We start from the raw sequence: 12,514 nt of genomic DNA on the forward strand, positions 1-12,514 counted from the left end.
GCAATGCAGGGTAATCAGTTTGATGTCGTGATTGTCGGCGGTGGCATGGTCGGTGCTGCGCTGGCCTGTGGACTGACACAGCAACATTTTCGCGTAGCGGTGATTGAGCGTGCTGAACCCGCGCCGTTTGATGCCGACAGCGACCCCGATCTGCGAATTTCAGCGATCGGATCCTCCTCGGTTGCGTTGCTGAAGCAGCTCAACGTCTGGCCGCGGGTCGAAGCGATGCGCAGCGCGCCCTATCGCAGACTGGAAACCTGGGAGTGGCAGACGGCGCAGGTGAGTTTTGATGCGGCCTCGCTGGGCCTGCCTGAACTGGGCTTTATGGTTGAGAACAGCGTGCTTCAGCGGGCGTTATGGGAGGAGATGCAGTCGCTGGGCGTGACCTGCTATTGCCCGGCCACGCTGGAAAACCTGCAGCCAGAAAATGGCGGCTGGCGCGTCGACCTTAACGACGGCGTGGCCTTACATACCCGGCTGGTAATTGGTGCAGATGGCGCAAACTCGCAGGTGCGGCAGATGGCCGGGATCGGGATTCATGGCTGGAGCTATGCGCAGTCCTGCCTGCTCATCAGCGTGACCTGCGACCATCCGGCAGGGGACGCGACCTGGCAGCACTTTACGCCACAGGGACCACGTGCCTTCCTGCCGCTGTATGGCAACCGGGCCTCGCTGGTCTGGTATGACGCGCCCGCAAGAGTGCGACAGCTTCAGGCGATGCCAATAGCCCAGCTGGAGAAAGAGATTGCCAGCCACTTCCCGGCGCGGCTGGGACGGTTCAAAGCCCATGCGGCGGGCGGCTTTCCGCTGGTGCGACGTCACGCTTCACGCTATGTCCTGCCGGGGCTGGCGCTGGTCGGCGATGCCGCGCATACCATTAATCCGCTGGCCGGGCAGGGCGTGAATCTGGGGTATCGCGATATTGATGCGTTGATTGATGTGCTGGTTAGCGCGCGCGGTGCAGCGGAGGACTGGGCGTCAGAGCGGGTGTTACAACGCTATCACCGTCAGCGTCGCAAAGACAATATGCTGATGCAGGGCGGGATGGATCTCTTTTACTTTGCCTTCAGCAACCAGCTGGCACCGCTGAGGTTTGCGCGAAATCTCGGACTGATTGCCGCTGAACATTCTGGCGTACTGAAGCGGCAGGTATTGCGTTACGCGCTGGGGCTATAGCCGCTTACGCATTCAGGCTCGCCGCAGGGCGGGCCAGTAATCAGGATGGTGGAGAAGGCACAAAAACAACAAAGCCCGCAAAAGCGGGCCTGGTTGTGCAATTTGGCTGGGGTGCAGGGATTCGAACCCCGGAATGCTGGTATCAGAAACCAGTGCCTTACCGCTTGGCGACACCCCAATAATGGGTTATTCAAATTGTCTTTGTATGGCTGGGGTGCAGGGATTCGAACCCCGGAATGCTGGTATCAGAAACCAGTGCCTTACCGCTTGGCGACACCCCAATTATATGGTGGCTACGACGGGAATCGAACCTGTGACCCCAGCATTATGAGTGCTGTGCTCTAACCAGCTGAGCTACGTAGCCAAATTGTACTGCCTTTCAATGATGGCTGGGATACCTGGATTCGAACCAGGGAATGCCGGTATCAAAAACCGGTGCCTTACCGCTTGGCGATATCCCATTCGTCCGTTCTCAGCATACAAGAATCATCGAAATTGGCTGGGATACCTGGATTCGAACCAGGGAATGCCGGTATCAAAAACCGGTGCCTTACCGCTTGGCGATATCCCATCCACGCTGCCGAATAATGAAATGGTGCGGGAGGCGAGACTTGAACTCGCACACCTTGCGGCGCCAGAACCTAAATCTGGTGCGTCTACCAATTTCGCCACTCCCGCAAAAAAAGATGGTGGCTACGACGGGAATCGAACCTGTGACCCCAGCATTATGAGTGCTGTGCTCTAACCAGCTGAGCTACGTAGCCATCTTTTTTTCGCGTTACCTTCATCGGCGTTGCGGGGCGCATTATGCGGAGTTGACCAGACAGCGTCAACAAGTTTTTTACCGTTTTTTGCCAGATAATCGCTGTTTGACTGGCTTATAACCAGCCTGGCGGTTTATTCGGCAATTTTTCAGTGAATACAACGCTAATCGTAAAAAAAATGGGCCATAACCGGCCCATTCTGGTGGCTTTCTGTCGGCTTATTTATAGGCTGACTGATGCACACCCACGGCACGTCCGGAAGGATCGTCCATGTTTTTAAACGCTTCATCCCACTCAATTGCTTTAGCAGACGAACAGGCGACGGATGGACCGCCAGGCACACACTCTGCCGCACTGGCTAACGGGAATAGCTCTTCGAAGATCTCACGATAGAGATAAGCTTCTTTCGAACCCGGCGTGTTGAACGGGAAGCGGAAATGAGCGGTTGCCAGCTGCTGGTCGCTGATTTGCTTCGCGGCCACTTCCTTGAGTGAGTCGATCCAGCTGTAACCCACACCATCAGAGAACTGCTCTTTCTGACGCCACGCTACGCTCTCTGGCAGGTAAGAGGAGAAGCATTCACGCAGAATGTGTTTCTCCATTTTACCGTTGCTGCCACACATTTTGTCGGCAGGGTTGATACGCATTGCCACATCCAGGAATTTTTTATCCAGGAACGGTACGCGGGCTTCAACGCCCCAGGCAGACATCGCTTTGTTAGCGCGGGCGCAGTCAAACATATGCAGCGCCTGCAGTTTACGCACGTTTTCTTCGTGGAACTCTTTTGCGTTTGGCGCTTTATGGAAGTAGAGATAGCCGCCAAACACTTCATCTGCACCTTCGCCAGACAGCACCATCTTAATACCCATCGCTTTGATTTTACGCGACATTAAGTACATCGGCGTAGAGGCGCGAATGGTGGTGACGTCATAGGTTTCAATGTGATAAATCACATCGCGGATGGCATCCAGACCTTCCTGCACGGTGAAATGAATTTCGTGATGCACGGTGCCCAGATGTTCCGCGACAGATTTTGCTGCTTTTAAATCAGGTGAACCTTCCAGTCCGACCGCGAAAGAGTGCAGCTGCGGCCACCATGCATCACTTTTATCCTGATCTTCAACCCGTTTTGCCGCAAAACGCTTGGTCACAGCTGAAATGATAGAGGAGTCCAGACCGCCTGACAGCAGCACGCCATAAGGGACATCTGACATCAGGTGGCTTTTCACGGACTCTTCCAGCGCATGTTTCAGGCCAGCCGCATCTGTGGTGTTGTGTTCAACGTTCTTGTATTCCATCCAGTCACGCTGCCAGTAACGACGAATTTCACCATCGGTGCTGGAGAGGTAGCTTCCCGGCGGGAACTCTTTGATCGAACGGCAGGCCGGTACCAGCGCTTTCATTTCTGACGCAACAAACAGGTTGCCGTGCTCATCGTTACCCATGTAAAGCGGGATGATGCCGATATGGTCGCGGCCAATCAGATACGATTTCTTAACGCTGTCATAGAGGATAAAGGCGAACATGCCTTCCAGCTCATCAAGGAAGTCGACACCTTTCTCCTGATAGAGCGCCAGAATCACTTCACAGTCAGAACCGGTCTGAAATTCGTAGCGATCGCTGAGTTCAGCGCGCAGTGCCTGATGGTTGTAAATTTCGCCGTTAACGGCCAGTACGTGGGTGTGATCGGCGTTGTACAGTGGCTGTGCACCGTTGTTAACGTCAACAATTGAGAGGCGTTCATGCGCCAGAATAGCCTTGTCATCTGCATAGACGCCTGACCAGTCCGGTCCGCGATGACGCATTAAGCGTGAACATTCCAGCGCTTTTTTGCGCAGCTCAACAGGATCGGTTTTCAGATCCAGCACACCAAAAATTGAACACATAACTGACTCCTGATCTCACCTTACGGCGATGTTATCTTTTGCGTTTGTCCGGCAGCCTGACGCTGCGTGATAGATAAGAAAATGCGCTATTTGGTGCATTCAATGCAAGAGGAATCGTGATTTACTGATAAAAATATTGCTCACATGGCAATAAAATTGAATAAACGACAATTTAAATGTTGTTTTGTTGTGGGATCGGCAATGAAATGGCGTTTGTGAGTAAAAAACAGGCAGCGAAAGTAGGCGGGAGCATGAAAAAAAGGGGGGACGCATCACAGATTAAACGGATGCGTCATAAGAAAATGAATCAGAACAGGTCAATATCGGCAACAGAAGGGTAGATCCAGTCCGGACGGAACGGCATGGCATCGATATCGCTCAGCGTCGAGACACCTGACAGCACCAAAACCGTTTCCAGACCTGCCTGGAAACCGGCGAGAATATCGGTTCGCAGGTTATCACCCACAATGACCGTCTCTTCTGAGTGGGCCTGCATTTTATTCAGCGCTGCGCGCATGATGTAAGGGCTGGGTTTGCCCACAACAAACGGGCTACGGCCTGAGATCTTCTCAATCCCGGCGCAGAGCGCGCCACAGGCGGGTATAAAGCCGCGCGCGTGCGTATCGGGGTTGGTGGCGATAAAGCGCGCGCCGTTAGCGACGAAGAAGGCCGCTTTGTGCATCATGTCCCAGTTGAACGAACGCGTCTCCCCGACAATGACAAAATCGGGATTCACATCCGTAATGGTAAAACCCGCTTTATAGAGCTCATGAATCAGCGCGCCTTCACCAATGACATAGGCCTTTTTACCCTCCTGACGACGCAGGAAGTCGGCGGTAGCCATGGCAGAGGTATAGAAAACGGATTCAGGAACCTCGACACCAGCCGAAGCAAAGCGGTTAGCCAGATCCTGCTCGGTCTGCGAGGGATAGTTCGTCAGCACCACCAGCGGCATCTCTTTGGCCAGAATGCGCTGTAAAAATTCCTGCGCGCCAGGAACGGCCGTGTTGTCGTGCATCAGCACGCCATCGATATCACAAATTACGCTTTTAATGGTCATAGTCAGATCCGATGTGGCCCGCCACAACAGCGGGTTAGCTTAGAGCCTGTCCCATTAGGCTATTTTATTTGTCATTCTAAACCTGGGCAGTGCTCACAATCCTCACGTACTACGTGTACGCTCCGGTTGTTCCGCGCTGTCCGTGTCCAGACTGCCTGCACCAATTACGCCTACTGGGATAGGCTCTTAGTCTTCCAGAAGATGTTGCAGCAGAATGCCGTTAAGCATGGCACGTTTAGCCAGCGCAAACGCACCAATCGCAGAACGGTGATCCAGTGTAGAACGCACCACCGGCAGATTTTTACGAAAGGCCTCTAATGCCTGGGTGTTGATGCAGCCTTCAATCGCGGGCAGCAGCACTTTTTCTGCTTCCGTAATCTCGCCCGCCAGCACTACTTTTTGTGGATTAAACAGGTTAATCGCGATGGCAATCGCTTTGCCCAGATACCGGCCCACCTGTTCAACCACTTCGCAGGCCAGCGCATCACCCTGATTGGCCGCTTTGCAGATGTGGGACATCTGGCACGCCTCCAGCGTCAGTACACTGGGGTAGCCGTGATTCAGCAGATGCCGCACACGATTCTCAATGGCGCCGTTAGCGGCAATGGTTTCAAGGCAGCCAAAGTTACCGCAGTGACAGCGCTCGCCAAGCGGGTCAACCTGGATATGGCCGATTTCGCCGACGTTGCCGTTGCTGCCGAGGAAAATATGGCCGTTAGCAATAATGCCGGCACCGGTGCCGCGGTGTAAGCGCACCAGGATTGAGTCAGCACAGTCGCGGCTTGCACCGAAATAGTGCTCGGCCAGCGCCAGACTGCGAATGTCGTGCCCCACAAAGCTGGTGACGTTGAACCGTTTTTTTAGACTGGCGACCAGCGGCCAGTGGCTGACAGAGATATGCGGCATATAACGGATCACGCCGTTAATCGGGTCAACCAGGCCTGGCAGGATGACGGAAATCGCGATCAGCTCGCGTATTTTACGCTGGTGCTGCTCGATGAAGCCGCTGATGGCGTTAAACAGCGCATGTTCCAGCGTCTCCTGGGTGCGTTCCGGCAGCGCATAATCCTCCTGCGCCAGCGATTTACCGCTGAGGTCGAACAGGGTCAGCGTAGCATCGTTGCGGCCGAGGCGAACCCCGATGGTATGGAAGTGGCGGGTTTCAGTGATAATCGAGATAGCGCGGCGACCACCGGTAGACGCCTGCTGGTCTACCTCTTTGATCAGGCCGCGCTCAATCAACTGGCGGGTAATTTTGGTGACGCTGGCGGGGGCGAGCTGGCTGAGTTCGGCAATCTGAATGCGCGATATCGGCCCCTGTTGATCAATCAGCCGGTAAACCGCTGCGCTATTAAGTTGCTTAACAAGATCGACATTTCCTATTTGTGACTGGCCGCCAGTGGTCATTCAGTGCTTACTCGCTCAGGACGTCGTCTCCGTTGACTAACGTCTTAATGATTTTAAAGTCGCGCGTAAACACAGTCAGGTTCGCGATTTTTCCTGCTTCGATCGAGCCCAACTGTTTTTCCACGCCCATCGCCCGTGCCGGGTAGAGTGATGCCATGCGTAACGCTTCGTCCAGTGCGATACCGACATGCTCGACGCTGTTTTGTACTGCTTCTATCATCGTCAGGGCCGAACCACTAAGTGTGCCGTTTTCGTCAACACAGAGGTCGTCACGATAATAGATTGTTTTGCCTGCAAAAATAAACTCGCTGATGTCAGCGCCAGCCGGTGCGGTGGCATCGGTTACCAGCACCAGTTTGTCGCCTTTAATGCGTTTTGCATTGCGCACGTTAGCGTAATGTACATGTAAACCATCCGCAATAATGCCGCAGTATACATCAGGCGAATCAAACAGCGCACCGATAAGCCCGGGTTCACGTCCGGCAAACGCCGGCATAGCATTGTAGAGGTGGGTCGCAAAACTCACGCCAGCAGAAAAACCCGCTTTTGCCTCTTCATAGGTCGCATTCGAGTGACCCGCTGAGACAATGATTCCGGCGTCGGTCAACTGACGAATCACGTCGCTGCCGGCGTTTTCTGGTGCCAGGGTGACTTTGGTGATGACGTCGGCGTTGTCACAAATATACTGCACCATCGCCGCATCGGGCAGGCGAATCAGCGCCAGATCGTGGGTGCCTTTTTTCGCCTTACTCAGCCACGGGCCTTCCAGATGCAGACCCAGCGCCTGATGCTGATGTTTCTGCAGATAAGCGCGCATAGTTTCAATCGCCCGCTTCATCAGTGCGTCGCTGCTGGTGATCAGCGTCGGTAAAAAGCTGGTGCAGCCAGACTTTTCATTGGCGCGCTGCATCGTTTCCAGCGTCTCAATGCTGAGCGCATCAAGGCTGTCATTGAACTGAACGCCACCGCAGCCATTGAGCTGGAGATCGATAAAGCCTGGCGCAATAATCGCACCTGCCATATCCCGCTGCTCAATATCGGCCGACAGCGATTCACGTGGGCAGACGCGCGCAATAAGCCCGTCAGCCACCACGACGGCGTGATTATCCAGAACCTCATGGCCGCTGTAGATTCGACCGTTTACTAATGCGTACATCTTTCTTCTCCCGTCCTGGCCTGCCGTCACTCAGCGTAACAGCAGGGCAAGACACTATTCTGTTACACGCCTTTCATATTTTCCGCTTCCATTTCGCGGAAATATTTCACGGTTTTCACTTTCAGTTCCATGGTGGCTGGCTCATCACAAACCACAATCGATTTCGCATGCAGCTGCAGGCAGCTGATGGTCCACATATGATTCACGTTGCCTTCAACCGCCGCCTGCAGTGCCTGCGCTTTGACATGGCCGGTAACCAGAATCATCACTTCTTCTGCATCCAGCAGCGTGCCGACGCCGACCGTCAGCGCATACTTAGGCACCTGATCCACGTCACCGTTAAAGAAGCGCGAGTTCGCCACGCGGGTATCATGAGTCAGGGTTTTAATGCGGGTACGGGAAGCCAGTGAAGACGCCGGTTCGTTAAAGGCGATATGACCGTCGTTGCCGACACCGCCCATAAACAGGTGAATTTTACCCAGTGCGCGAATTTTCTCTTCGTACTGACGACATTCTGCGTCAATATCGGGCGCATTACCATTAAGCAGGTTGATATTTTCCGGTTCAATATCAACGTGATCGAAGAAGTTGCGATACATAAAGCTGTGATAGCTTTCAGGATGCTCTTTTGGCAGACCGACATATTCATCCATATTGAAGGTCACGACATGTTTAAAACTGACCTGGCCCGCTTTGTGCATATCAATCAGGTGTTTGTACGCCTCCAGTGGCGTGCCGCCGGTTGGCAGACCCAGAACAAAAGGTCTGTCCGCCGTCGGGTTAAACGCATTGATGCGGTTAACGATATGTCGGGCGGCCCATTTACCCACCTGGGTTGGCGTCGCTAAAGGAATCAGTCTCATTTTTCACCTCATTAGAAAATAGAAAGGGGATCGCTAAACCGTTGCGTTAGTCATCAGCCTGAGCAGATTGTCTATTCTCGCTACGGGCGGAGCGTAATTCAATATTTCGGATCATAAAATAAGTTTGTGGTGATAGCCAGATGTTGCCGTGTGACATGATGTTTTTTAGTGATAAAAATCACATTTACCAGGGTTTTAATTTGCGAGGCGAATTAATTTATCATTACACTTCGCAGCGTGATATGAAGTGTATTAACGATCTTTGCAGCTGACATAACAACATTAAGCGGCGCAAAGCGACAAGTCAGGCTCATAGGGGGAAGGGGATATGTTAGGTTATTTACAGAAGGTGGGGCGCGCACTGATGGTGCCGGTAGCAACCCTGCCAGCAGCAGCAATATTAATGGGGGTGGGTTACTGGATCGATCCGGACAGCTGGGGTGCAGGTAATGCGCTCGCTGCGTTGCTGATCAAATCCGGTGCCGCCATCATCGAAAACATGTCAGTGCTGTTTGCGATTGGTGTCGCATATGGCATGTCAAAAGATAAAGATGGTGCCGCTGCCCTGACTGGCTTTGTCGGCTTCCTGGTGGTTACCACGCTCTGCTCACCGGCCGCGGTGGCGATGATACAGAAGATGCCGGTTGACCAGGTGCCTGTGGCGTTTGGCAAAATCAACAACCAGTTTGTCGGTATTCTGGTCGGTATTCTGTCGGCAGAGGTCTATAACCGCTTCAGCCATGTCGAGCTGCCTAAAGCGCTTTCCTTCTTCAGCGGACGCCGGCTGGTGCCGATTCTCGTCTCGTTCCTGATGATCTTCGTCGCTTTCATTCTGATGTATATCTGGCCGGTTATTTTTAATGGCCTGGTGGGCTTTGGTGAGCATATCCAGAAGCTCGGCTCTGCCGGTGCCGGTATCTACGCCTTCTTCAATCGCCTGCTGATTCCTGTCGGTCTGCATCATGCACTGAACTCCGTGTTCTGGTTTGATGTTGCTGGCATTAATGACATTCCTAAATTCCTGGGCGGTGCGCAGTCACTGGCTGATGGATCGGCAACCGTGGGCATCACCGGCCGTTATCAGGCGGGCTTCTTCCCGATTATGATGTTTGGTCTGCCGGGTGCTGCGCTGGCTATCTACCACTGCGCGCGTCCAGAGAATCGTGTCAAAGTCGGTAGTATCATGCTGGCTGCAGCATTTGCTGCTTTCTTTACCGGTATCACCGAACCGCTGGAATTCTCCTTCATGTTCGTGGCACCAGTGCTGTATTTGATCCACGCCGTCCTGACCGGCATCTCGGTCTTCATCGCTGCCAGCATGCACTGGATTGCCGGATTTGGTTTCAGCGCCGGGCTGGTGGATATGGTGCTGTCGACCCGTAACCCTCTGGCAACACACTGGTACATGCTGATTCCGCAGGGCCTGGTCTTCTTCGTTATCTACTACGTGGTGTTCCGCTTCACCATCAAAAAATTCAACCTGATGACGCCGGGCCGTGAGCTGGCTGTTGCCGGTGATGAAAGCGATGGTTATGACGTTAACGTCGATAAAACTGACAATGGTGAAACGGCTACTGAATCGCTGGCGCGCCGTTATATTGGTGCCGTGGGTGGCTCATCTAACTTAACCAGCATCGATGCCTGTATTACCCGCCTGCGTCTTAACGTGAATGATTCGGCTCAGGTCAATGAGGGCGTTGCGAAGCGTCTGGGTGCATCCGGGGTGATCCGTCTTAATAAGCAGAGCGTACAGATCATCGTAGGTACCCAGGCCGAAAGCATTGCCTCGGCGATGAAAAAAGTGCTGACCAAAGGCCCGGTCGCAGCCGCTGCTACCAGCAGTGCGCCAGTGGAACCTGACATTAAACCGCAGGCCGTGCTGAACAGTGAGAAGCGTGTTATTGCGACATTGCTGGCACCGGTAACGGGCGAAGTGGTCGCGCTGGATGATGTGCCGGATGAAGCCTTTGCCAGCAAAGCGGTAGGCGATGGTCTGGCGATCAAACCCAGCGACAAATGGGTCGTGGCTCCAATTGACGGTACGCTGGTGAAAATCTTCAACACCAATCACGCCTTCTGTCTGGAAACGGACAATGGTGTAGAGATTGTAGTGCACATGGGACTGGATACCGTGGCGCTGGAAGGTAAAGGCTTTACCCGTCTGGCTGAAGAAGGGGCCACGGTGGTCGCCGGTCAGCCTGTGCTGGAAATGGACCTTGAATTCCTGAACGCCAATGCCCGCTCGATGGTGAGTCCGGTGGTTGTCAGCAACAGCGATGATTTCGCCGGTCTGACATTACTGGCCCGCGGTCAGGTGGTGGCAGGTGAAACTCCGCTGTATGAAGTGAAAGGCTAATCCCCGCAACAGAACCCCACAGGCAGGAAGCGATTCCTGCCTTTTTTGTTTTAAAGGCTTAACAAACGGTTGTTTCCCTCAGACGCTTTGTGGATCATACTCCGTTACTTCGTGGTACAAATCACCCGTTATTCGTATTGAGGATTTTTGAGATGAGTGAGGCTGAAGCCCGCCCAACTAACTTTATTCGTCAGATCATTGACGAAGATTTGGCGAGCGGTAAGCACAGCAGCGTGCATACCCGTTTTCCGCCAGAGCCCAATGGCTATCTGCATATTGGTCATGCGAAATCGATCTGTCTGAATTTTGGCATCGCCCAGGATTATCAGGGGCAATGCAACCTGCGTTTCGACGATACCAATCCGGTTAAAGAGGATGTGGAATTTGTTGAATCCATCAAGCGTGACGTCCAGTGGCTGGGTTTTGAGTGGAGCGGTGAGGTCTGTTACTCATCAAACTATTTTGATCAGCTTTATGACTATGCCATCGAGCTGATTTCTAAAGGTCTCGCCTACGTAGATGAGCTGAGTCCGGATCAGATTCGCGAATATCGCGGCACCCTGAAAGAGCCGGGCAAAAACAGCCCTTATCGCGACCGCAGCGTGGAAGAGAACCTGGCGCTGTTTGAGAAGATGCGTAACGGTGAGTTTGCCGAGGGCACGGCCTGTCTGCGCGCTAAAATCGACATGGCCTCTAATTTCATCGTGATGCGCGATCCGGTGCTTTACCGCATCAAGTTCGCGGAACACCACCAGACCGGCAACAAGTGGTGCATCTACCCGATGTATGACTTTACCCACTGCATCTCTGATGCGCTGGAAGGCATTACGCACTCGCTGTGTACGCTGGAGTTCCAGGACAACCGTCGACTTTATGACTGGGTGCTGGATAACATCACCATACCGGTTCATCCGCGTCAGTATGAGTTTTCGCGCCTGAATCTGGAGTATGCGGTGATGTCGAAACGCAAACTCACTCAGCTGGTGACTGAGAAGCACGTAGAAGGCTGGGACGATCCGCGCATGCTGACCGTTTCAGGTCTGCGTCGTCGTGGATATACCGCCGCCTCTATCCGCGAATTCTGCCGTCGTATTGGCGTGACCAAGCAGGATAACATCGTGGAGATGGCCTCGCTGGAATCCTGTATTCGCGACGACCTGAACGAGAACGCGCCACGTGCTATGGCCGTGCTGGACCCGCTGAAAGTAGTCATTGAAAATCTGCCAGCAGGCCATAACGAAATCATCACTATGCCAAATCATCCGGGTAAACCGGAGATGGGCACGCGTGAAGTGCCGTTCAGCCGTGAGATCTGGATCGACCGTGCCGATTTCCGCGAAGAGGCGAACAAGCAATATAAGCGTCTGGTGCTGGGCAAAGAAGTCCGCCTGCGTAATGCCTATGTGATTCGTGCTGAGCGCGTCGCTAAAGATGAAGCGGGCAACATCACCTGCATCTACTGCACCAGCGACACAGATACGCTGAGCAAAGATCCTGCCGATGGCCGTAAGGTCAAAGGGGTGATTCACTGGGTGTCTGCGGATCACGCGCAGCCAGCAGAGTTCCGTCTGTATGATCGTCTGTTCAGTGTGCCAAATCCGGGCGCGGCAGAGGACTTCCTGGCGGTAATCAATCCTGAGTCACTGGCGATCAAACAGGGCTTTGTGGAACCGGGCCTGCGCGATGCAGAACCGACCACTCCATTCCAGTTTGAACGTGAAGGTTATTTCTGTGCCGACAGCGTTTACTCTAAACCGTCGCAGCTGGTGTTTAACCGCACCGTCGGTCTTCGTGATACCTGGGCGAAAACCGGCGAATAAATTTTTTTGAGGCTGACCTCATAAAA

8 protein-coding genes and 7 tRNA genes are annotated in these 12,514 nt (G+C 53.5%); 3 read left to right on the plus strand and 12 right to left on the minus strand.

Annotated elements, in window-relative coordinates; genetic code table 11:
* The first annotated feature begins 3 nt into the window (after nucleotides 1–3).
* Nucleotides 4–1,176 (plus strand): 3-demethoxyubiquinol 3-hydroxylase, encoded by a 1,173-nt coding sequence (gene ubiF, locus FA92_RS03990; protein ID WP_033782316.1) that lies wholly within the window; start codon nucleotides 4–6, stop codon nucleotides 1,174–1,176.
* A 103-nt stretch (nucleotides 1,177–1,279) separates the two neighbouring features.
* Here the strand turns inward: ubiF and FA92_RS03995 are convergent.
* The 12 genes from FA92_RS03995 to nagB form a co-directional block, all read right to left on the minus strand.
* Nucleotides 1,280–1,354 (minus strand) — tRNA-Gln (locus tag FA92_RS03995).
* A gap of 28 nt (nucleotides 1,355–1,382) precedes the next feature.
* Nucleotides 1,383–1,457: transfer RNA gene (locus tag FA92_RS04000), tRNA-Gln, on the minus strand.
* A 6-nt stretch (nucleotides 1,458–1,463) separates the two neighbouring features.
* Nucleotides 1,464–1,540 (minus strand) — tRNA-Met (locus FA92_RS04005).
* Nucleotides 1,541–1,562: 22 nt separating this feature from the next.
* Nucleotides 1,563–1,637 (minus strand) — tRNA-Gln (locus tag FA92_RS04010).
* Nucleotides 1,638–1,672: 35 nt separating this feature from the next.
* A tRNA-Gln gene (locus FA92_RS04015) sits at nucleotides 1,673–1,747 on the minus strand.
* Nucleotides 1,748–1,769: 22 nt separating this feature from the next.
* Nucleotides 1,770–1,854, minus strand: a tRNA-Leu gene (locus FA92_RS04020).
* Nucleotides 1,855–1,863: 9 nt separating this feature from the next.
* Nucleotides 1,864–1,940: transfer RNA gene (locus tag FA92_RS04025), tRNA-Met, on the minus strand.
* Nucleotides 1,941–2,158: 218 nt separating this feature from the next.
* A complete protein-coding gene (asnB, locus tag FA92_RS04030; RefSeq protein ID WP_013357116.1) occupies nucleotides 2,159–3,826 on the minus strand; it encodes an asparagine synthase B in 1,668 nt (555 codons plus the stop codon).
* Nucleotides 3,827–4,133: 307 nt separating this feature from the next.
* Nucleotides 4,134–4,886, minus strand: coding sequence for an HAD-IIA family hydrolase (locus FA92_RS04035; protein WP_013357117.1), 753 nt, complete (start codon nucleotides 4,884–4,886; stop codon nucleotides 4,134–4,136).
* A gap of 186 nt (nucleotides 4,887–5,072) precedes the next feature.
* Nucleotides 5,073–6,293, minus strand: coding sequence for an N-acetylglucosamine repressor (locus FA92_RS04040; protein WP_033782325.1), 1,221 nt, complete (start codon nucleotides 6,291–6,293; stop codon nucleotides 5,073–5,075).
* Nucleotides 6,294–6,300: 7 nt separating this feature from the next.
* On the minus strand, nucleotides 6,301–7,449 hold the full coding sequence (gene nagA, locus FA92_RS04045) for an N-acetylglucosamine-6-phosphate deacetylase (protein WP_033782327.1): 1,149 nt from the start codon (nucleotides 7,447–7,449) through the stop codon (nucleotides 6,301–6,303).
* Nucleotides 7,450–7,511: 62 nt separating this feature from the next.
* Nucleotides 7,512–8,312 carry a glucosamine-6-phosphate deaminase gene (nagB, locus tag FA92_RS04050; RefSeq protein WP_033782328.1) on the minus strand — a complete coding sequence of 267 codons (801 nt, stop codon included), beginning with the start codon at nucleotides 8,310–8,312 and terminating at the stop codon, nucleotides 7,512–7,514.
* Between the two features lie 328 nt (nucleotides 8,313–8,640).
* Here nagB and nagE point away from each other — a divergent pair, with 328 nt between their 5' ends.
* Together nagE and glnS are read left to right on the plus strand one after the other, a co-directional pair.
* Nucleotides 8,641–10,668: an N-acetylglucosamine-specific PTS transporter subunit IIBC gene (gene nagE, locus FA92_RS04055; RefSeq protein WP_033782329.1), complete on the plus strand. Its 2,028-nt coding sequence runs from the start codon at nucleotides 8,641–8,643 to the stop codon at nucleotides 10,666–10,668.
* Between the two features lie 152 nt (nucleotides 10,669–10,820).
* Nucleotides 10,821–12,488, plus strand: a complete 1,668-nt coding sequence (glnS, locus tag FA92_RS04060) for a glutamine--tRNA ligase (protein WP_013357122.1) — start codon at nucleotides 10,821–10,823, stop codon at nucleotides 12,486–12,488.
* Nucleotides 12,489–12,514: the final 26 nt, after the last annotated feature.

Source organism: Pantoea sp. 9140 (genome assembly GCF_000745295.1).
Classification (GTDB): domain Bacteria; phylum Pseudomonadota; class Gammaproteobacteria; order Enterobacterales; family Enterobacteriaceae; genus Pantoea; species Pantoea vagans.

Bases quoted from the DNA above. Each gene is read 5' to 3' on its own strand.
- FA92_RS04040 (WP_033782325.1), bottom strand. From the start codon at position 6,293: ATGACCACTGGCGGCCAGTCACAAATAGGAAATGTCGATCTTGTTAAG.
- asnB (WP_013357116.1), bottom strand. From the start codon at position 3,826: ATGTGTTCAATTTTTGGTGTGCTGGATCTGAAAACCGATCCTGTTGAG.
- ubiF (WP_033782316.1), top strand. From the start codon at position 4: ATGCAGGGTAATCAGTTTGATGTCGTGATTGTCGGCGGTGGCATGGTC.
- glnS (WP_013357122.1), top strand. From the start codon at position 10,821: ATGAGTGAGGCTGAAGCCCGCCCAACTAACTTTATTCGTCAGATCATT.
- FA92_RS04035 (WP_013357117.1), bottom strand. From the start codon at position 4,886: ATGACCATTAAAAGCGTAATTTGTGATATCGATGGCGTGCTGATGCAC.
- nagB (WP_033782328.1), bottom strand. From the start codon at position 8,312: ATGAGACTGATTCCTTTAGCGACGCCAACCCAGGTGGGTAAATGGGCC.
- nagA (WP_033782327.1), bottom strand. From the start codon at position 7,449: ATGTACGCATTAGTAAACGGTCGAATCTACAGCGGCCATGAGGTTCTG.
- nagE (WP_033782329.1), top strand. From the start codon at position 8,641: ATGTTAGGTTATTTACAGAAGGTGGGGCGCGCACTGATGGTGCCGGTA.